Origin of the sequence: Shewanella indica (assembly GCF_002836975.1) — a bacterium.
Classification (GTDB): Bacteria; Pseudomonadota; Gammaproteobacteria; order Enterobacterales; family Shewanellaceae; genus Shewanella; species Shewanella indica.
This window is the reverse complement of record NZ_NIJK01000049.1, coordinates 46,565-66,581: the sequence shown is the minus strand read 5'-3', so window position 1 is coordinate 66,581 and position 20,017 is coordinate 46,565. Positions and strand designations below refer to the sequence as shown.

General features: G+C 58.2%; 23 protein-coding genes. 20 read left to right on the top strand and 3 right to left on the bottom strand.

The genetic code is table 11. The features are described 5' to 3' along the window. Positions 1-6: 6 nt before the first annotated feature. From CX650_RS17720 to CX650_RS17635, 18 genes are read left to right on the top strand one after another with little or no spacing between them, the layout of a single operon-like run. On the top strand, positions 7-735 hold the full coding sequence (locus CX650_RS17720) for a beta-ketoacyl synthase chain length factor (protein WP_101096591.1): 729 nt from the start codon (positions 7-9) through the stop codon (positions 733-735). Continuing rightward, entirely contained in the window at positions 732-1,529 is a 798-nt protein-coding gene (locus CX650_RS17715; protein ID WP_025010129.1) for a lysophospholipid acyltransferase family protein, read from the top strand. The genes CX650_RS17720 and CX650_RS17715 overlap by 4 nt, the downstream gene beginning before the upstream one ends. Next, a complete protein-coding gene (locus CX650_RS17710) occupies positions 1,516-1,770 on the top strand; it encodes a phosphopantetheine-binding protein (protein ID WP_025010130.1) in 255 nt (84 codons plus the stop codon). The genes CX650_RS17715 and CX650_RS17710 overlap by 14 nt, the downstream gene beginning before the upstream one ends. Positions 1,771-1,779: 9 nt before the next feature. Next, positions 1,780-2,028, top strand: coding sequence for an acyl carrier protein (locus CX650_RS17705; protein WP_025010131.1), 249 nt, complete (start codon positions 1,780-1,782; stop codon positions 2,026-2,028). Further along, a complete protein-coding gene (locus tag CX650_RS17700; protein WP_025010132.1) occupies positions 2,028-2,576 on the top strand; it encodes a COG4648 family protein in 549 nt (182 codons plus the stop codon). Before CX650_RS17705 ends, CX650_RS17700 begins: the two co-directional genes overlap by 1 nt. Positions 2,577-2,586: 10 nt before the next feature. After that, positions 2,587-3,957 carry an AMP-binding protein gene (locus tag CX650_RS17695; RefSeq protein WP_101096590.1) on the top strand — a complete coding sequence of 457 codons (1,371 nt, stop codon included), beginning with the start codon at positions 2,587-2,589 and terminating at the stop codon, positions 3,955-3,957. After that, positions 3,950-4,312, top strand: coding sequence for an ApeI family dehydratase (locus tag CX650_RS17690; RefSeq protein WP_101096589.1), 363 nt, complete (start codon positions 3,950-3,952; stop codon positions 4,310-4,312). The genes CX650_RS17695 and CX650_RS17690 overlap by 8 nt, the downstream gene beginning before the upstream one ends. Next, entirely contained in the window at positions 4,309-6,021 is a 1,713-nt protein-coding gene (locus CX650_RS17685; RefSeq protein WP_101096588.1) for a glycosyltransferase family 2 protein, read from the top strand. The genes CX650_RS17690 and CX650_RS17685 overlap by 4 nt, the downstream gene beginning before the upstream one ends. After that, entirely contained in the window at positions 6,018-7,571 is a 1,554-nt protein-coding gene (locus CX650_RS17680) for an HAL/PAL/TAL family ammonia-lyase (protein ID WP_101096587.1), read from the top strand. The genes CX650_RS17685 and CX650_RS17680 overlap by 4 nt, the downstream gene beginning before the upstream one ends. Further along, positions 7,568-8,005, top strand: coding sequence for an acyl-CoA thioesterase (locus CX650_RS17675; protein ID WP_101096586.1), 438 nt, complete (start codon positions 7,568-7,570; stop codon positions 8,003-8,005). Before CX650_RS17680 ends, CX650_RS17675 begins: the two co-directional genes overlap by 4 nt. Beyond that, entirely contained in the window at positions 8,002-8,853 is an 852-nt protein-coding gene (locus tag CX650_RS17670) for a LolA family protein (RefSeq protein WP_101096585.1), read from the top strand. The genes CX650_RS17675 and CX650_RS17670 overlap by 4 nt, the downstream gene beginning before the upstream one ends. Beyond that, positions 8,853-11,210 (top strand): MMPL family transporter, encoded by a 2,358-nt coding sequence (locus CX650_RS17665; protein WP_101096584.1) that lies wholly within the window; start codon positions 8,853-8,855, stop codon positions 11,208-11,210. Before CX650_RS17670 ends, CX650_RS17665 begins: the two co-directional genes overlap by 1 nt. Beyond that, positions 11,207-12,463, top strand: a complete 1,257-nt coding sequence (locus CX650_RS17660) for an NAD(P)/FAD-dependent oxidoreductase (protein WP_101096583.1) — start codon at positions 11,207-11,209, stop codon at positions 12,461-12,463. Before CX650_RS17665 ends, CX650_RS17660 begins: the two co-directional genes overlap by 4 nt. Beyond that, entirely contained in the window at positions 12,460-13,143 is a 684-nt protein-coding gene (locus tag CX650_RS17655; protein WP_101096582.1) for a DUF3261 domain-containing protein, read from the top strand. The genes CX650_RS17660 and CX650_RS17655 overlap by 4 nt, the downstream gene beginning before the upstream one ends. A 31-nt stretch (positions 13,144-13,174) precedes the next feature. Beyond that, on the top strand, positions 13,175-14,365 hold the full coding sequence (locus CX650_RS17650) for a beta-ketoacyl-[acyl-carrier-protein] synthase family protein (protein ID WP_101096581.1): 1,191 nt from the start codon (positions 13,175-13,177) through the stop codon (positions 14,363-14,365). Then, a complete protein-coding gene (locus CX650_RS17645) occupies positions 14,362-14,853 on the top strand; it encodes a hotdog family protein (RefSeq protein ID WP_039034683.1) in 492 nt (163 codons plus the stop codon). Before CX650_RS17650 ends, CX650_RS17645 begins: the two co-directional genes overlap by 4 nt. After that, the gene (locus tag CX650_RS17640; RefSeq protein WP_101096580.1) at positions 14,850-15,575 is read left to right on the top strand and encodes a 3-ketoacyl-ACP reductase FabG2; all 726 of its coding nucleotides are present in this window, start codon (positions 14,850-14,852) and stop codon (positions 15,573-15,575) included. Before CX650_RS17645 ends, CX650_RS17640 begins: the two co-directional genes overlap by 4 nt. Continuing rightward, positions 15,572-16,804, top strand: coding sequence for a beta-ketoacyl-ACP synthase (locus CX650_RS17635; protein ID WP_101055301.1), 1,233 nt, complete (start codon positions 15,572-15,574; stop codon positions 16,802-16,804). Before CX650_RS17640 ends, CX650_RS17635 begins: the two co-directional genes overlap by 4 nt. 101 nt (positions 16,805-16,905) lie before the next feature. On the opposite strand, the gene CX650_RS17630 is transcribed toward CX650_RS17635, so the two are convergent. Then, complete coding sequence (locus CX650_RS17630) at positions 16,906-18,033, bottom strand: HD-GYP domain-containing protein (RefSeq protein ID WP_101096579.1); 1,128 nt, start codon at positions 18,031-18,033, stop codon at positions 16,906-16,908. A gap of 146 nt (positions 18,034-18,179) precedes the next feature. On the opposite strand from CX650_RS17630, the gene CX650_RS17625 reads away from it, so the two are divergent. Beyond that, positions 18,180-18,500, top strand: coding sequence for a rhodanese-like domain-containing protein (locus CX650_RS17625; protein WP_101096578.1), 321 nt, complete (start codon positions 18,180-18,182; stop codon positions 18,498-18,500). A gap of 5 nt (positions 18,501-18,505) precedes the next feature. Continuing rightward, a complete protein-coding gene (locus CX650_RS20105) occupies positions 18,506-18,673 on the top strand; it encodes a hypothetical protein (RefSeq protein WP_157823076.1) in 168 nt (55 codons plus the stop codon). A gap of 70 nt (positions 18,674-18,743) precedes the next feature. On the opposite strand, the gene CX650_RS17620 is transcribed toward CX650_RS20105, so the two are convergent. Together CX650_RS17620 and CX650_RS17615 are read right to left on the bottom strand one after the other, a co-directional pair. After that, a complete protein-coding gene (locus CX650_RS17620) occupies positions 18,744-19,337 on the bottom strand; it encodes an FMN-dependent NADH-azoreductase (protein WP_101096577.1) in 594 nt (197 codons plus the stop codon). Between the two features lie 209 nt (positions 19,338-19,546). Beyond that, positions 19,547-20,017, bottom strand: coding sequence for a thioesterase domain-containing protein (locus CX650_RS17615; RefSeq protein ID WP_101096601.1), 471 nt, complete (start codon positions 20,015-20,017; stop codon positions 19,547-19,549).

The window sequence follows — 20,017 nt, the reverse complement described above, 5'->3', positions numbered from 1 at the left end:
AAAGCAGTGCAACTAGCGTTCAGTATTCTCTCCTGGGGAGCCTGGTCCCCGGAGTATCAACAGCAGCAAGATTGGCAGCAGTGGCAAAGTAGCAACTGCGCCCTTGATGACAGCGATCGCATTGCCCCCAAGTTACCCCAGGTTGCCGCCATGCAGCGGCGCCGTTTCAGCCGCCTGAGCAAGATGATGCTGGAAGCCGCCTTTCAGGCTGAAGCCCCCAGCCAATGCCGCAGCGTATTTGCCTCGCGCCATGGCGAACTCAATCGCACCATAGAACTGCTGCAGGATATTATTGCCAGGCAGCCACTCTCTCCCATGGGTTTCAGCCAATCGGTTCACAACACCGCCAGCGGTCTGTTTGGCATAGTCACGGGTAACACAGGCGCTTCAACTTCAGTGGCGGCGGGCACAGATACCCTGTCCCAAGCCATGTTGGAAGCCTGGGCCCAGTTGGCCGAGGACCCCAGCCCCCTGCTATTGGTGTTCGGCGATGACCCTGTGCCGCCCGTCTATGATGAATTTACCCAAGAGATGGAACTGCCGCTGGCCTTGTCTCTGCAGCTGGCCCCGGCCGATGTTACCGGCATAGCCCGAGTTACCCTGAGCCAGCAGACCGGCGCCGGGCAGCCGCTGAACTTCGGCGCCCTGCTGCAGGCACTGGCAAACGGCACGGCAATCCAGGGGCAACTGGCCCATTGGCATTGGCAGCTGGAACCCTCAAGGGAGCCGCTATGACAGCCCCGGCAACCGGTATCGGCTATTTTCCCCGTTGGCTCGCCGGCATCAGCTGTTATATCGCCTTCGGCCTTGGCGGCTTGCTGAGCTCCTTGACCATTTTACCTGTGCTGAGGTTCTGGCCCGGCGAGCGCGATGTGCGCATTCAAAGAGTACAAAAAGCGGTGCACTACATGTTCCGCGGCTTTGTGCATATGCTGACCTGGGCCGGCGTGGTCAGGGTCAGCACAGTCAATCTGCAGCGATTACAGCAGGCCAAAGGCATGGTGGTGATTGCCAATCACCCCACCCTCATAGATGTGGTGGTGTTAATCAGCCTGATGCCCAATGCCGGCTGCATAGTAAAACAGGGACTGTGGCGTAACCCCTTTCTGCGCGGAGTCGTCTCCGCCGCCGGCTATATTCCCAATCGCGGCGCCGAGCTGCTGCTACAGGACTGCCGTGAAGTGTTGGCCAGAGGCACCAATCTGATCATCTTTCCCGAGGGCACCCGCACGGTAAAAGGCGCAGTGATCAATCCCTTTGCCCGCGGTTCGGCCAATATCGCCCTGCGCGCCGGGGCCGATATTCTGCCAGTGGTACTCAGGGTGGTTCATCCCGGACTCACCAAACAGGATCCCTGGTACGAAATCCCGAGACGCACCATACAGATGCAAGTGGAAACCGGGGCAAGCATAGCGCATCTGAGGTATGATGCCGAAAGCGGTGGCGATGCCCGGATGGCGCGCCAACTCACCAGAGATCTGGAAACCTATTACAAACAACAATTAGATATAAATTATGAGCTTACATAACGAAATTAAACAGCTAATCATAGATTGCCTCGATCTTGAGGATATCAGTATCGACGATATAGATACCGAAGCACCGCTGTTCGGTGAGGGGTTGGGACTGGATTCCATCGATGCACTTGAGCTGGGCTTGGCGATCAAGAAACAGTTCGACGTCAAGATCGAAGCCAACTCAGAGGCAACCAAGGCCCACTTTTACAGTGTTGCCAGCCTTGCCGCGTTTATCGAATCCCAGCGCGCGTAGGAGGTGCTCATGCAAAGCCGTGAACAGATATTGGAAATGCTGAGCAAGATCCTGGTCGATGAGTTTGAAGTGGATGCCGAGGCGATAACCCCTGAGGCTTCCCTCTATGAAGAGCTGGATCTGGACAGCATAGATGCGGTGGATCTGGTGATCAAACTGCAGCAGCTGACCGGCAAAAAGATCCAGCCCGATGAATTCAAGTCGGTACGGACGGTCAACGACGTGGTTAACGCCATCGAGGGACTGGTTAAAGACTGATGCGTGCCCTGGCTCAGACAGTCACGGCCCTGTTGCTGCTGGGATATCCCCTGGCGGTATATCTGGGGCTGAACTATCTGCCGGGCAATGGCCTGGCACTCTTGCTGGCGGCCTTGCTCGGTGCCAGGTTGCTGCTGGGGAAGCAAAAGCTCAAGGCGCTGGCCGCCCCGGTCGTTCTGGGGTTACTGCTGGCGCTCGGCAGCCTGCTCGCCAAGCGTCAGGACTGGCTGCTGTACTACCCTGTGCTGGTCAATGCCTGCATGCTGGTGCTGTTTGCCTCTTCGCTGCTTAAAGGTCCCAGCATGGTGGAACGTCTGGCCAGGTTGGCCGAGCCGGATCTGCCCGAGGAAGCCAGGCCCTACCTGGTAAGGGTCACACAACTCTGGTGTGGTCTGTTTGTCTTCAACGGCGGCATGGCGGCTTATACGGCGCTGTTTACCAGCCTGGAGACCTGGACCCTGTACAACGGCCTGATAGCCTATCTGCTAATGGGGCTGCTCGGTGGCGGAGAATGGCTCTATCGCCACTTTTGTCTGAAGCGATCATAAAGGGACAGTTATGACAGAGTTATTGAAAACCTGGCTTACCCAAGGCCCAGCAGGGCAACAACTGATCAGTTTTAACCACCATGACATAGTCACGGGTTCACTGTTCGCCACCCAGGTCTATCATCTGCATCAGCGCCTGCAAGCCCGGCCGGAAAAGCGTTGGTTACTGGCCTGCGACAGCAGCGATCTGTTCGCCGTTGGCCTCTGTGCAGCCCTGTTGTCGGGCAAGCAGATCATACTGCCGGCCAACACTCAGCCGGGGACTCTGAGCGAACTGACCCAGGAGTTTGATGCCATAGTGTCAGACCGCCCCCTGTGTGAGGGCAAGATCTGGCTCGAGCTGAAAAAAGAGCTGTCACTGCCCCACTCGCCCTGGCCGCAGATGGCCGAGGGGGATGAGTTCGGCGAACTGCTGCTGTTCACCTCAGGCTCCAGCGGCCAACCCAAGGCGGTTCGCAAGCGCCTGCAGCAACTGGATGCCGAAGTCAGTGTGCTGGAGCAGACCTTCGCCGCTCACCTGCCACAGTGCAGCGTGATAGCCACCGTCAGCCACCAGCATATCTATGGCTTGCTGTTTAAGATTCTCTGGCCACTGGCGGCCAGTCGCCCCTTCCTCAGCGATCTGGTGGAATACCCGGAAACCCTGAGTTACTACACCGCCCTGTTTCCCAACCTGTGCCTGATCAGCAGCCCGGCGCAACTGTCGAGGCTGCCGGATGCGCTGGAGCATGAACGCCAGCTGCACACTCCCAGCCTGATCTTCAGCTCCGGCGGGCCCCTGAGCCTGGAAGCCGCCCAAGGGGTCAAGCGCTGCTACGGTAGCCTGCCAATCGAGGTCTACGGCAGCACGGAAACCGGCGGCATAGGTTATCGGCGCCAACAGAGCAGCGACACGCCCTGGCAGGCCTTTGCCCCCATGGAGCTGAACAATGACAGCGACGGCGCTTTGCTGCTGCGCTCGCCCTATCTCGAAGACGACGGCCAATACCGCTGTGAAGACAAGGTTCGGCTGCTGGGCGAAGGCCAGTTTTGCCTCGAAGGCCGCTTGGACCGCATCGTCAAGATAGAGGAAAAGCGCCTGTCTCTGGTGCAGATGGAAACCTTGCTCAACGCCCATCCCTGGGTGACCCAATCGCATCTGGTGCTGCTGGAAAACCCCAGAGTGCAACTGGGCGCGGCGGTAGAGCTTTCCGCCGCCGGCAAGGCACAGCTCGAAGCTGAGGGCAAACTCAGCATCAACAACGCCCTTAAGGCCCATCTGCTGAACCAATTTGAACGCGTGACTCTGCCAAGACGCTGGCGCTATCCACAGCAGCTGCCGCTCAATGCCCAGGGCAAGTTGCTCAAAAACGATATTCTCGAGCTGTTTGATCATGATTAAGTCTGTTCTTCCGCCCATTGTTCAACACCGGCATCAGGACAATGAAGCCAGTTGGCGCCTGAGCATTCCGGCCGAGCTGCCTATGTTTGCCGGCCACTTCCCCGGCCAGCCGGTATTGCCCGGCGTGACTCAACTGGACTGGGCCGTGCGTCTCGGCAGCCAGGCATTCGGCTATGATGCCGATGTCGCGGTACTCGAGGTGCTCAAGTTTCAGCAACTGCTGTTGCCGAATATGCAAGTCACCCTCAGCATCAGCAATAACCCCGCCAAGGGTAAACTGAGCTTCAGCTACAGCAACGGCGAACAGAAGTTCGGCTCGGGTCGTATTGCCTTCAAGACAGAGGCCAAGCAATGAAGCTGGCGCTGATCATCCCCAATTACAACCACAGGGGCCATATCGCTGCGACGCTGGAAGCCCTCAAACCGCTGGGGCTGCCCTGCTTTTTGATCAACGACGGCAGCGACGATGAAACCCGCTATCTGTTGCAACAGTTGGCCGAACAACACAGCGACTGGGTCAGCCTGCTGCATCACCCTTACAACCGCGGCAAGGGCGCCGCCGTGATGACAGGCCTGCGCGCCGCTTGGGCTGCGGGTTTTTCCCATGGCCTACAGGTAGACGCCGACGGCCAACATAATCTGGAAGATATTCCGGCGCTAATCGCCAGGGCGCAGCTCAACCCCAAGGCGCTGATCTCCGGCCTGCCGCAATATGATGATTCCGTGCCCAAGGGTCGGCTCTACGGCCGTTACCTGACCCATTTTTGGGTCTGGGTCGAGACCCTGAGCCTGGATATCCGCGATTCCATGTGCGGCTTTCGAATCTATCCATTGGCGGCCACCGAAGCCCTGCTTCGCAGCGAAGCCCTCGGCGAGCGGATGGACTTTGATATCGAAGTCATGGTGCGTCTCTACTGGCGCGGTGTTGCCATAGAGCATATCCCCACCAAGGTGATCTACCCGGAAGACGGCAGCAGCCATTTTCAGGGGCTGGCCGACAATGTGCGGATCAGCAAGCTGCACAGCAGGCTGTTTTTCTCCATGCTGTGGCGCAAGCTCAAGGGGCAGAAACTGGGGCCAACCCAAGCGGCACAAGACAACCCCCAAGACGCTCATTGGTCCAACGTCAAGGAGCGGGGCAGCTACTGGGGTATCAAGCTGCTGGCCGAAAGCTATCGTTTCGGCGGCCACTGGCTGGCGCGGGCAATCATGTACCCGGTGATCTGCTATTTCTTTATCACGGGGCGACAGGCCCGCGAGGCGTCACAAGCGTTTCTAAAGCGGGTACAGGCACTGGAGCCACAGCACCCGAGCCTCGGTCAGCCGGTGACTTGGCGCGACAGCCTGCGCCACTTCTTCGGCTTCGGCAATGCCGCGCTGGATCGCATCGATGCCTGGTGCGATCGCATTCGCTTGCAGCAGGTGGAGTTCAGCGACCGTCAACAGTTGGCCGAGCAGTTACAAAGCGGCCAGGGAGCCGTGTTGCTGGTGTCCCACCTTGGCAATATCGAGCTGTGCCGCGCCATCTCTATTCACCAGCGCAAGGTGAAGGTCAATGTGATGGTGATGACCCGCAATGCCGAAAACTTCAACCGGGTGCTCAAGCAGCTGAACCCGGACAGTGAACTCAACTTACTTCAGGTCACCGAACTCAACCCGGCCACCTCCATGTTGTTGCAAAGCAAGGTCGAGGCCGGTGAATTGGTGGTGATTGCCGCCGATCGCACCTCCAGCCACAGCCCGGGTCGCACGGTGAAAGTGCCGTTCCTCGGCGAAATGGCTCCCTTCCCCCAGGGCCCCTTTATTCTGGCCGGTCTGCTGGACTGCCCCATCTACACCATGTTCTGCCTGCGGGAACAGCAGGGCTACAAGGTCTGGCTCGAGCCCTTCGAGCAGAGCCTCAAAGGCCCGAGAGCCGAGCGGCAACAGCGGCTGCAACAGGCCGCAGGCCTCTATGCCCAGCGGCTGGAACATTTTGCCCGCAAGGCACCACTGCAGTGGTTTAACTTTTTCGATTTTTGGCGGCAGGACCAAGTTGCTGACCGCCCCAAGGACAATTCATGAGCGCAACAGTTAAGGCCACCAAGACGGTCGGCTTCGGCCAAACATCACTGACACTGGAACAGGTGGTCGCCATCGCCAAAGGAGCGCCGGTGACCCTCAACGCCAGTGCAGAGTACCGTGACTATATCCAGCGCGGCGCCCGCTTTATCGACAGCCTGCTCCATGAAGAAGGCGTGGTCTATGGGGTCACCACAGGCTATGGCGATTCCTGTACCGTCAATGTCGGCCCGGATCTGGTACACGAGTTGCCGCTGCATCTGTCGCGCTTCCATGGCTGCGGTATGGGCAAGGTGCTGGAGATCCCCCAGGCCAGAGCCGTGATGGCCTGTCGCCTCAACTCACTGGCCGTGGGTAAGTCAGGTGTCAGCTATGAGCTGCTGGAGCGTATAGCCCTGCTGCTGAATCTCAACATAGTGCCGGTGATCCCGGAGGAAGGCTCTGTGGGTGCCAGCGGCGATCTCACGCCACTGTCTTATCTGGCCGCCGTACTGGTTGGCGAGCGGGAGGTCTTCTATCAAGGACAGCGCCGCGCCACCAGCGAAGTCTACGCCGAACTTGGGATCAGCGCCCTCAAGCTCAGGCCCAAAGAGGGCCTGGCACTGATGAACGGCACCGCCGTGATGACGGCGCTGGCTTGTCTGGCATATGACAGGGCCGAGTACCTGAGCCGCCTGTGCGCCCGCATTACCGCCATGGCCTCACTGACACTCAAGGGCAACTCCAACCATTTCGACGAGATACTGTTTGCCGCCAAGCCGCACCCGGGGCAGAACCAGGTCGCGGCCTGGATCCGTGAAGACCTCAACCACCACGAGCACCCACGCAATTCTGACCGACTACAGGACAGATATTCGATTCGCTGTGCGCCGCACATTATCGGGGTCTTGGCCGATGCCCTGCCCTTTATGCGCCAGTTTATCGAGACCGAACTCAACAGCGCCAATGACAACCCGATAGTCGACGGCGAGGGGGAACATATTCTCCACGGCGGCCACTTCTATGGCGGCCATATCGCCTTTGCCATGGACAGCCTCAAGAATGCGGTGGCCAATTTGGCGGATCTGCTGGACAGGCAGATGGCTCTGGTGATGGATCCCAAATTCAACAACGGCCTGCCGGCCAACCTGTCGGCCAGCCAGGGCGAGCGCCGCCCCATCAACCACGGTTTCAAGGCAGTGCAGATAGGTTGCTCGGCCTGGACCGCCGAGGCGCTGAAACACACTATGCCCGCCAGCGTGTTCTCTCGCTCTACCGAGTGCCACAACCAGGACAAGGTCAGCATGGGCACCATTGCCGCCCGTGACGCCCTGCGGGTGTTGGAACTGACCGAGCAGGTGGCCGCCGCCGCACTGCTGGCCATGAGTCAGGGGATCCGCCTGCGCCTGCTCGCCGGTGAACTGGAACGGGAGTCGCTGACCGAGTCAGTAGCTACCACCCTGGCGCAGCTGGAAGCCGACTTTGAACTCTTGATTGAAGACAGGCCGCTGGAAGCCTTGTTGCGGCAAACCCTGGCCAAGATCCAAGCCGGGGAGTGGGAGGTGTGCCGATGAAAGCCATCCTCAGCACTGAAATAGAGCTGGAGATCCCCTTCCACGATGTCGATTCCATGGGCATTACCTGGCACGGCAACTATCTGCGTTATTTTGAAATAGCCCGCTGCAAGCTACTGGACAAGTTCGGCTACGGCTACCGGCGGATGCAGGAGTCGGGTTACGCCTGGCCGATAGTGGATCTGCAGCTGAAATACGTCAAACCCAGCCGTTTCGAGCAGAAGATCCGGGTGAGTGCCGCCTTGGTTGAGTGGGAAAATCGGCTGAAGATCAACTACCAGATTTGCGACGCCGCCAGCGGTGAGCGCCTCACCAAAGGCTACACCATACAGGCCGCGGTGGATATGCAGACTCAGGAACTGTGCTTGGTGACCCCGCCGGTGTTCCGCGAGCGCCTGACGCCCTTTATCGCGACCGCCGAGGCCAAGCCATGAAACCTTCAGCCTTCGGCTTTCGGCTCACTCGGCAGCCCGCCTTACTGCTTGGGCTGCTGGGACTGTTTTGGTTTGGCGCCGCTTGCAGCAACATGGCTTTAGGGGAAGTGGCGCCAGCCACTATGGCATTAGGAGAAATGGCGCCAGCCACTATGGCATTGGCAAAAGTGGCGGCGGATAACACTCAGACAGAGCCGGTGGCAGTGCAGGCCGCCGAAGCCAAGGGGAAAATCAGGCCGGAGGCGCAGGCATTCGACAAACTCTTTGCCAAGGCCGCCACAGAGCAGGCTCTGCAACAGTTAAGCACTAAGATGGCCCTCAGCGACAGCAGCCGAGGCCAGTTTGAACAGGTGCGCTGGCTCAGGGTGCTGAAACAACCACTTCGCAGCAGCGGCGAATTTCTGTTTCAGCGAGAGCTGGGCATGCTCTGGCAGCAGCAGACTCCCTTTGACAACCTCTTGCTGCTGAAACAGGGCGAGCTTATCCAGCAGGACAGCCAAGGCAAGCTCAGTGTCACCAAGGCCGATACCGGCCCGGCGGCCATGGCTGAAATGCTGCCGCGCATGATGCAATCCTTGCTCTCCGGTGATATTCAGGCATTGAGCCAAGGGTTTGAACTCTATCTGCTCAATGACCAAGCGGGTCATTGGCAACTGGGACTCAAGGCCAAGGAGCAGACAATGGCGGCTCTGCTGCCGCAAATGGTGCTCGAAGGCAATAAGGATCTCGAATCTCTGACCCTGCTGGCCAAGAACGGCGATATCAGCCAGATATTCTTCTCTGAACTGGATAAATCACCACTCAATGACAGCGAGCACGCTCGCTTCTTTCCCGAGGTGGCCCCCTGATGTCGCCTCGCCCTGAGCGCTCTCGTCCCGGGCTCTCGGCGCCGGTTGGCCTGCTGTTGTGGCTGGGGCTGCTGACGCTGCTTATTCTGCTTGGCGTCTGGCAGTGGCAACAGGGCGGCCGTATTCAGAGCGACATTCTCGCCATGCTGCCCAAGGTGCAGGAAGATCCGCTCGCCGAAGCGGCGCTGAAACGCATGGAGCAGAAGCTCGGCAATCAAGTGTATATCGGCCTGATTGCCAAGAATAAGCCTCAGGCGATCGACGCCGGCAAACAGCTGCAAAGTGCGCTGAAAAAGGAGCAAAACGCCTTTAAGAGAGTGCGCAGCGCCGAGACCGACAATTTCAGCGCCCTGGGGCGTTTCTATTTCCCCTATCGCATGGGGCTGCTCAGTGACAGCCAGAGGCAGCAACTCAGTAGCGGTGAATTAACCACTCTGATTCAAAACGCGCAGCAACAGCTCTACAGCGCCTTTGGCGCCGCCGGCAGCGACCTGATTGCCGAAGATCCGCTGTTGCTGTTCCCCGACTGGCTCAAGTCGCTGGCCGAGGGCCGCAGTCTCATCCAGGCAGATGGCATACTGTTAGCGCCAACGCCGCAAGGCCAGTATGCAGCCATAGTGATGGCCGAGGGCATAGGCAGCGCCTTTAACCCGCAGCAACAGGCAATCCAGCTCAAGGCGCTGGAGCAGGCCTTGGCGCCTCTGCCGCAAGATACTCGAGTGCTCAAGGCCGGCGCCCTGTTTCATGCCGCGGCCGCCACAGAATCGGCCAAGAGCGAGATCAACCGTATCGGATTAGTCTCCCTGCTTGGAGTGATCCTGCTGGTGCTGCTGGCGTTTCGCTCCTTGATGCCGCTGACGGTGGCACTGCTCACCCTGGGCAGCGGATTCCTGGCGGCGACGGTCACTACCCTGACACTGTTTGGCGAACTGCATCTGCTGACTCTGGTGTTCGGCACCAGCCTTATCGGTATCGCCATCGACTACAGCTTTCACTTCTACTGCGAGCGCTTGCAACATCCCAAGGCTTCTCCCAGGCAGGTGATTGGCCTGATATTCCCGGCCGTGACCCTGGCCTTGATCACCAGTGTCGGCGCTTACCTGGGCATAGGCCTGGCGCCTTTTCCCGGCATGCAACAGGTGGCCGTGTTTTGTGCCAGCGGGCTGATTTTCACCTGGCTGACACTGCTGCTGGCGTATCCGGCCATAGCCTCCAGCCCTTTGCTTGCCGGAGACAGCCGCCTGGCGCTGGCTGGACGCTTGCTGAATCTCTGGCAAGCTCTCGGTCGGCGCAGTAGCCTGTTAATCCTAGTACCACTGGGGTTACTGCTGCTGTTTGGCGGCATTGACCTCAAGGCCAACGATGATATCCGGGCACTACAGAGCAGCCCACCAGCGGTCAGCGAGCCGGAAAATGCTCTCAGGCAACTGCTGAGTGGCGGCACGGACAATCAGTTCCTGCTGGTCCGGGGTGACAGCGCCGAGGAGATGCTGCAGCGTCTCGAACAGCTGGCGCCCGGGCTCGAGCGTTTAATTGCTGAAGGCAAACTCGGCAACAGCGTGAATATCGCCCGCTATTTGCCAAGTATCAAACGCCAACAGCAAGATCATCAGCTGCAGGGGCTTATCTATCGCCAAACAAATACAGTTTTGGACACCCTGGGGCTGAATGCCGAGTTGGCCGGGCCGCTCTCGAGGCAATGGGCCGAATTCCAACCACTCTCGGCCACAGACTGGCTCGCCAGTGAAGGGGCTAAATCCTCATGGCTGAGTGACCTCTACCTCGCCCCCACTGACGGAATATCGGCTCACGCCGCCATAGTGCTGCTCGGTGGCATCCACGACCTCGACGCCCTCAAGCAGCTGGCAAGCAGCCCCCCGGGCGTGCAGTTGGTCGACAAGGTCGCCGATATCTCGGCACTGATGGCCAAATACCGTCAATTGACCCTGATGATGCTGGCGCTGGCACTGCTGTTGGCGGCGGTGATTTTCAGCTGGCGCTTTGGTTTGCGCCGCGGCCTTTGGGTGGCGCTGGTGCCGACTCTGGCGGCAATTCTGACTCTGGGCGCCCTTGGCTGGCTCGGCAGCGGCTTGACCCTATTTCATGCCCTGGCATTGGTGTTGGTGTTCGGCATAGGCGTGGACTACAGCCTGTTTTTTGCCGAAGCCAAACAGCATCCCAGTGGCGTGATGTTGGCGGTGCTGATGTCTGCCGCCTCCACCCTGCTGGCCTTTGGCCTGCTGGCTTTGAGTGACACCTATGCCATTGCCGCCTTTGGCATAACCCTGGCGCTGGGCATAGGTTTTACCCTGTTACTCGCTCCCCTAACCTCAACTCTTACAAGGAATGCAAAGTGAACACTGCCAATGCCGTGGAACAAGTCGATGTAGTAATTATCGGTGCCGGGCCATCCGGCTCGGTCGCGGCCAGCCTGCTGAAACAACAAGGAGTAGATGCCCTGGTGCTGGAGCGGGCCCAATTTCCACGCTTTTCCATCGGAGAGAGCCTGCTGCCCTGCTGCATGACAGTGCTGGAGCAAGCTGGGATGACAGAAGCCGTGGCCGAGGCCGGGTTTCAGTTTAAAAACGGCGCCGCCTTTCGGCGCAACGGCCGCTACACCACCTTTGATTTCAGTGACAAGTTTACCCCGGGCCCCGGCACCACCTTTCAGGTTCCCCGAGGCCAGTTCGACAAGCTGCTGGCCGACACCGCCAGTAACCAAGGGGTAGAGATACGTTATGGCCAGACAGTCACCGCGGTGGATCTCAGCGCAGAGCCACGACTGACAGTGGCAGACGAAAATGGACGAGTCTATTCAGTGCAGGCCAAATATCTGCTGGATGCCAGCGGCTTTGGCCGGGTGCTGCCAAGATTGCTGCAGCTGGAATGCCCCTCCAGCCTGCCGGCCCGCTCAGCCATCTTTACCCATATTGAGGACAATATCAGCGACCCGGAGTTTGACCGTAACAAGATCCTTATCAGCGTGCATCCGCGCAACAAGGATATCTGGTATTGGTTGATCCCCTTCAGTAACGGCACCTGTTCGCTGGGAGTGGTGGCCGAACCGCATCTGCTGGCAAGACTCGAAGGCAGCCTGGAGCAGCAACTGCGTACCATAGTCAATGAAGAGCCAGGGCTGGAAGCGCTGCTTAAGGACGCCAGAGTGATCCGCGACTGTGCCAGCTTGAAGGGCTATTCGGCCAATGTCAGCACCCTGGCCAGCAACAAGTTTGCCCTGCTGGGCAATGCCGGTGAGTTTCTCGACCCGGTATTCTCCTCCGGGGTGACCATAGCCATGCACTCGGCCAGTCTGGCCTGTGATTGTCTGGTACGCCAGTTCAAGGGTGAAGCGGTAGACTGGCAGCAGGATTATGCCGAGCCCTTGATGCTGGGGGTCAACACCTTCCGCACCTATGTGGAAGCCTGGTATGACGGCAGATTCCAGGAGGTGATCTTCTTTGAAGACGCCAACCCGAAAATAAAACAGATGATCTGCTCTATCCTGGCGGGCTACGCCTGGGACAGCAACAACCCCTTTGTCAGTGAATCCCGGCGCAGATTGGATCTGGTGGTGAACCTCTGCCGCGACGCTGTCGAGGAAGCCTTATGACAGCCGCTGTCACCCGCTTGCTGCTGCTTGCCACTGTGCTGGTTGGCCTGAGTGGCTGCAGCCAGCTATTGTATCGCCAAACCTGCGTTGCCCTGGCAAAGGATGTCAGTTATTGTCTGGCGCCGCTGCCGCTGAACCAAGCCGCGCCCAAGGGACAAACCTCTGATACCAAGGCTACCAAAGGCTCAAAGCAGCCAGATGAGCCCCAGGGCAGTGACTCGGTTCAAACTCAAACTTTGGAGCAAACGCTCAGTCTCAGCCAGCAGGTGCGGCTGCAACGAGGGGAGCAGAGCCATGAGCTTATCAGCCAACTGGAACTGCAGCCGCAGCAGATGACTGTGGTGGGGCTTGCACCTCTTGGCCAAGCACTGTTTACCTTGATCTACGATGGACATACACTGACCAGCGAGCAGAGTGTGCTGCTCGGCAATGAGTTTAAAGCAGAATATCTGCTGGCCTTGCTGCAACTCATCTATTGGCCGGAGGAAAAGCTGAACGCTTATCTGGATGGCGCCAGGGTGAAACTGGAAGATTGCGCCGCCGTCCTGTGCCGGGTATTGCTGAGCAATGACAATCGCGAGCTGATGCGGATAAGTTACTCCAGCCCCAACATTTGGCATGCGGAAGTGACCTTGAACATGCCGCAGGCCGATTTAAAACTGAACATTAAGCCCCTGTAATGGATACAGGGCCGGATCCCAAAACAGAGATATGACAACTACAGCCATAAATCATGCGGGTTTTTGTACCCCTCTCGGCAACCGGGCCGACGAGGTGCTTAACGCCTTGCTCGCCGGTGACAGCCGCGGCATGGTCAGCCGCGACAACCTGTTGTTTGAACGGCCGGCCATAGTCGGGGTAGTGGACAGCGAATTACCGGCCATTCCCGCCGAGTTTGCCGACTATGACTGTCGTAACAACGCCCTGTTGCTGTGCGCCGCCCTGCAAATTACCCCGGCGGTGGAAGCCGCCAAGGCCAAATATGGCCAGGAGCGCATCGCGGTTGTCATAGGCACCAGCACCTCGGGGATCTCCAAGGGTGAAGAGGCACTGGAGTACCGCAATCGCCACGGTCATTTCCCCTCTGATTACCACTATTTTCAGCAGGAGCTGGGGGGCACCAGTCGCTTCCTGCAAACCTGGTTCAAGCTGAGCGGCCCCTGTTACACACTGTCGACGGCCTGCTCCTCCAGCGCCAAGGTGTTTGCCGCCGGTAAACGGCTGTTGCATGCCGGGCTGTGCGACATGGTGATAGTCGGCGGGGTCGACAGCCTGTGCCAATTGACCCTCAACGGCTTCGATGCACTGGAGTCTGTCTCCAAGGGGCACTGCAATCCATTCAGCGCCAACCGCGACGGCATCAACATAGGTGAAGGCGCGGCGCTGTTTACTCTGGAGAGAGGAAGCGGCCAGGTGCTGCTGTCCGGTGTTGGCGAGTCGGCCGATGCCCACCATATCTCGGCGCCCCATCCCGAGGGCAACGGTGCGATTGCTGCCATGGAGATGGCACTCAAGCAGGCGGGGCTGGCGCCTGATGACATCGACTATGTCAATCTGCACGGCACTGCCACCCCCAAGAATGACGCCATGGAAAGCCGCGCCATGCACTCGGTATTTGCCGAAGCACTGCCGCCTTGCAGTTCCACCAAACCCTTGACCGGCCACGCACTGGGCGCCGCCGGGGCATTGGAAGCGGTATTCTGCTGGCTGCTGCTCTCGCCCCTCAACCGTTATGGGCAACTGCCGCCGCATCTGTGGGACGGTGAGCAGGATGGCAAGGATCCCGCACTGCCGCTGGTCAAACAGGGTAGCCGCCACTCACTGAATCACCTGATGAGTAACTCCTTCGCCTTTGGCGGCAGCAATGCCAGCCTGATCTTCAGCCGTGGAGCCCCGGAATGACCCAGCCTTTAACCGAGCGTGATATCGCCGATTTTCTGCCCCACAGGGCGCCCATGATACTGATAGACGCCGTGGTCGAGCACAGCCAAGACAGGCTGCTGACCAAGGTGAAGATTAGTGAGCAGAGCCCCTATTTCGATGACGCCCGGGCTCTGGTGCCCAATTATGTCGGCATAGAATATATGGCCCAGAGCATAGCGGCACTGGCCGGAGTGGAAGCCGAGGCCCGCGGTGATATTATCCGGGTCGGTTTTTTGCTGGGCAGCCGTAAGCTCAGCATGCATACCCCGGGATTCCTGCCCGGACGCGAATACCTGACTCAGGTGCAGCGCCTCTATCAGGAAGACACGGGACTGGCAGTGTTCGACTGCCGCATCTTTGATGGCGAAACAGAGATCGCCAGCGCCAATGTAAACGTTTTTCAGCCCCAGGACACCCAGGCCTATATTGCCGGTAGTCTGGAGGCGATGCAGGGAGATTCCGCATGACAAAGAGAGTTTTGGTCACAGGTTCCAGCCGCGGCATAGGCAAGGCTATCGCCCTGCGTCTGGCGCAATCCGGCTTTGATATCGCCCTGCACTTTCATGCCAATCGAGCGGCCGCCGAGGCCAGCGCCGCCGAAATCCAAGCCTTGGGCGTCAAGGTCAGCCTGCTGCAGTTTGATGTTGCCGAGCGCCAGACCTGCCGCCAAGTCATTGAGGCAGACATCGAAGCCAACGGTGCCTATCACGGCCTGGTTCTCAATGCCGGTATCGCCCGCGATACGGCTTTCCCGGCGATGACAGAGGCCGAATGGGACGGTGTCATCCACACCAATCTCGATGGTTTCTACAATGTGATCCATCCGGCACTGATGCCGATGATCCAACGGCGCAAGGGCGGCCGCATCATTACGCTGTCTTCAGTTTCCGGTTTGGCCGGTAACCGTGGCCAGGTGAACTACAGCGCCTCCAAGGCCGGTATCATAGGCGCCACCAAGGCGCTGGCACTGGAGCTGGCCAAACGTAAGATCACGGTCAACTGCATCGCTCCCGGGATTATCGAAACCGAAATGGTCGATGCCTTCAGCCCCGAACTGGTACAGCAACTGGTGCCGTTGCGGCGCATGGGCCAGCCTGAAGAGATAGCGGCCCTGGCCAACTTCCTGATGTCTGACGAAGCCGGTTATATCACCCGCCAGGTGATCTCGGTCAACGGAGGCATGCTATGAGCCGCAGGGTGGTGATTACCGGCATGGGCGGCATTTCCGCCCTGGGCCAGGATTGGGACAGTGTCAAGGCCAGGCTGCAAGCAGGCCAAAATGCCGTGGTTCGCATGGATGAATGGGACAGGTTTGATGGCCTGCACACCCGTCTGGCGGCGCCGGTCAGCGACTTCAGCACTCCGGCACACTATTCGCGCAAGAAGATCCGCTCCATGGGCCGGGTGTCTCTGATGGCCACCCGCGCCAGTGAAATGGCGCTGGAGGATGCCGGCCTGTTGCATGATCCTCTGATAGCCTCAGGCGCCATGGGCATAGCCTACGGCTCTTCCACCGGCAGTACAGATCCCATCACCGCCTTTGGCGACATGCTCAAACACGGCGATATGAGCGGCGTTACCGCCACCAGCTATATCCGCATGATGGCCCATACCACGGCGGTCAATGTCGGGGTATTTTTCGGCCTCAAGGGGCGGGTATTAACCACCAGCAGCGCCTGTACGTCCGGCAGCCAGGGCATAGGTTATGCCTATGAAGCCATCAAGTATGGCCAGCAGGATTTGATGCTGGCCGGGGGCGGCGAAGAACTCTGCCCCACAGAGGCAGTCGTGTTCGACACCCTGTTTGCCACCAGTACCCGCAACGACACTCCTGAGTTGACCCCTAGGCCTTTCGATCGCGACCGAGACGGCCTGGTGATAGGCGAAGGCGCCTGTACCCTGGTGCTCGAAGAGCTGGAGCATGCCAAGGCCAGAGGCGCGCGTATCTACGCCGAGGTGCTGGGTTTTGGTACCAACTCAGACGGCCTGCATGTGACGCAACCGAACGCCGACACCATGGAAAAGGCGATTCGGCTGGCACTCAAAGATGCCAAGATAGCGCCGCAGCAGATAGGCTATGTCAACGCCCACGGTACGGCCACCGACCGCGGCGATGCCGCCGAGAGCCGGGCTACCGCCGCAGTATTTGGTAAGCAGATACCGATTTCATCACTGAAGAGCTATACCGGCCATACCCTGGGCGCTTGCGGCGCACTGGAAGCCTGGTGGAGCATTATGATGATGCGTGACGGCTGGTTTGCCCCCACTATCAACCTGGAGAATGTCGCCGAGGATTGCGCCGAGCTGGATTATATTCGCGCCGAAGGCCGGGCACTGGATACCGACCTGGTGATGAGCAATAACTTTGCCTTTGGCGGCATCAATACTTCGCTGATCTTCCGCCGCTGGCAGGACTGAGCTTAGCCCCTGGAAGCCCTAGAAAACCAGAGGAGGCCCTAAAAAAACCAGAGGAAGCCCAAAGAGCTTTAGTGGGATAAATCGGCACATGCAGGGGCCTTTCAGGCCGCCTTGTCGTCGCGGCAGCGCCCCATGATATCCAGGATCTGTGTAGTCGAAGCCGCCAAGGCTTCGACGCAGTGACCGTCCAGTTTGCCGGCGGCCACCATGCTTCTCAACTCACGAAAACAGGCATCCAGTGGCCAGGCCTGCTTATAGGGTCGCTCGCTGCTGAGAGCATCGAAGATATCCGCCACAGTAACGACTCTGGCTTCAATCGGCACCTCTTCACCCTTTAAGCCTCGGGGATAACCGCTGCCATCCAGATACTCATGATGACAGGCCACTATGTTGAGCATGATCGCCGAATCCGGCAGATGCGCCAGACCAAAATCCCCCGGCACCTTGCGGATCAGGCACTCGCCCTTATCCACATGGGTCTCCATCAGAGTACGCTCGTCTATGCTTAAGGGCCCCTCTTTCAACAACACCTTGTCCGGAATACCTATCTTGCCTATGTCATGCAGCGGCGCAAACTGGGTAATATGTTCTATCTGCTCATCACTCAGGCCGTATTTGGGGGCGACTATACCGGCGATCAGGCCCGAATAGGCCGCCATGCGATCCAGGTGCGCGCCGGTTTCAAAGTCGCGCAGGTCGGCAAAGTCCCTTGCCACCTGAGCCGAGGCGAGAATAGTGCGCACCGCTCTGAGTTCTGCGCACAGAGACATATTGATCAAGTTAGCATAGAGCACCATATCCCGCTGCGCCTTGGCATCGAAGGCCGCCACGCGGTATGAATCGAAAAACAGAAACCCCAGAAACCTCTGTTCATCATAGAGGGGCACGGTAAGGGAGGAGTTGTAATCCTGCTCCAGCAGCCAACGCGAATGGCTGTTTTCCGGCAAGATATTGGCCTTGATATCGTCTATCACCCGATACTGCCCTGTGTCGGCCAGTTGGCTGAGCACCGGGCTGTCGGACATGGGATATCCATAACCCACTATGGCCTGGCCCCTGTGAGTACTGTTGATAAAGGTTTTTAGCAGCCCGGTCGACTCGTGATACAGGGCGCAGGCAATACGATCCACCCAAGGGTAGCTGAGTAGCAGATGTTCGTGAATGCGCTCCAGGCGCTCAGAAGCGTTGTGCCCCTGCAACCAGTGGGATGATAATATATTCTTATCCATACACTATTTTCAAATCATTTCCTTTTTCCAAAGGATAGAACAAAAAACAGCCCTGGCGAGAAAACGGCCAGCATCCAGGCCATTGCATTTTCAATTCCATAAGATTAACCTTATTAAAAAATTTCTAATTGATAGAGAGTCTGAAAATGCAAACCAACGCCACGCCACAAGATGGCCGTCTGAACCCAGAGCAGTGCCATGAGATGATCGCCAAGGGAGTCCGGGTACTGGATGTCCGCTCGGCCGCCGAATATGCCGAAGGACACCTGCCACAGGCAGTAAATGTGCCGCTGGATACCCTGGATACCTGGCTCAAGCAGCAACCGAATAAGCAGGAACCCTTTGTGCTCTATTGCGGCGCCGGCATGCGCGCCCAAAAAGGCTGCGACATTCTGCGAGCCAATGGCTTTGATTGCGTGCTCAACGGCGGCGCCTTCAAGGAGCTGGTCTGCGGCAAGCCTGAGTAACCACAATGACAAGCAAGCCCGGGCGATTTCAGATAAGCCAACATCGCGGCCAAGCCTCTGCGCGGGTACGTTATCGCGAGCAGTGGCCCGCCGAAGGGGTTAATGCCGCTTGTCCCCTTTGCAGCAAGGCGCTCGAGCCGGACAAGCCGTCACAAAAAAGCCCCGGGGAGTGACCTCCGGGGCAGTAGAACCAAATCAGTCAAACAACTGGCGTTCAGATTGATGGTGGAAGAGATGTTTGCCTCAGGCAGAGATGGCCGCCAGCGAAGATTTGGCTGCTGAAATACCTTTAGCGTTGGCATCCGGGCCCATGTTCAGCGCTTCACCGTAGACGGTTTCCACTTCGGTAATTCCAATAAAGCCCAGCACGGTTTTCAGATAAGGCACCACATGGTCTGTGGTCGAGTCTTTGTGGACCCCACCTCGGGTAGTGATCACTACCGCACGCTTACCAGTGATAAGACCCACAGGACCATTTTCTGTGTAACTGAAACTCACGCCGGCGCGGGCAATCAGGTCAATCCAGTTTTTCAACTGGGTCGGAATACCGAAGTTATACATGGGCGCAGCTATTACTAGTGTGTCGTGATCTTTCAGTTCCTGGATCAGCTCATCAGACAAGGCCAACGCCTGTTGCTGGCGCTCGCTCAGCTGTTCGCCGCCGCGCAGGCCGCTGGCAATTTCACCGTCCAGTACCGGCAGCGGCTCGACCGCCAGATCCCTGACTGTGATGCTGGAACCCTGCTCCTGCCAATGCTTGATCAGATGGTCGACCAAGAGACCGGACTGAGAGTAACCACCCAGGATGCTGGATTTCAAAACTAATACTTTGCTCATGATACTGCTCCGCTTCGATTCGGGAATTTGTTTGAGTCAGAGCTTTTGCTCCAATCTATGCTGAGCAGTTTACTGATGGATAAAATAGAAAAAAAGCGGAGAAAATTTGATATTAAATTCGATTTTTTAGAAAGGAATGGCTGTTATCCAGGGCTTATCACTCAAGGCTTACCAGGTTAAACCGAACCTGTAAGCCCAGATAATCCCAGCTAGGACAGGGTAGGCTCTTGCTTGGGCTGGCTAACGTAAACCCCCAAGAAAGAAGCACAGCAAAGGCCGTGACTCCAGAGTTCCACCTCCAGCCTGACTTTAACCCTGCGCCCTTCACTCAAAGGCGTCAGTGACACGCCCGGCCAGCTGACTCTGGCTTCAATCAACTCACCTGGATTGGCAGTCACCGGCGCCCGATAACGGATCTCGGCCTGGGCCAGCACTATATCACCACTCACGCCGGCCCGCTGCTGTTGCAGCCAGAGCATGCCCCAGCCACACAGAGTGCACAGGGTATAGATACTGCCGGCAAACATGGTCTGATGCAGATTGATATTGAGCGGCAGCGGTGCACCGACACGAAATTCTGTGCCATCAAAAGCCAGTGGCCGGATCCCCATAAAGGCACTGACGGGGATGGTGCCATGCCAGGTGTTTTCCAGCTGCTTAAGCAGTGATGGCTCAGACAT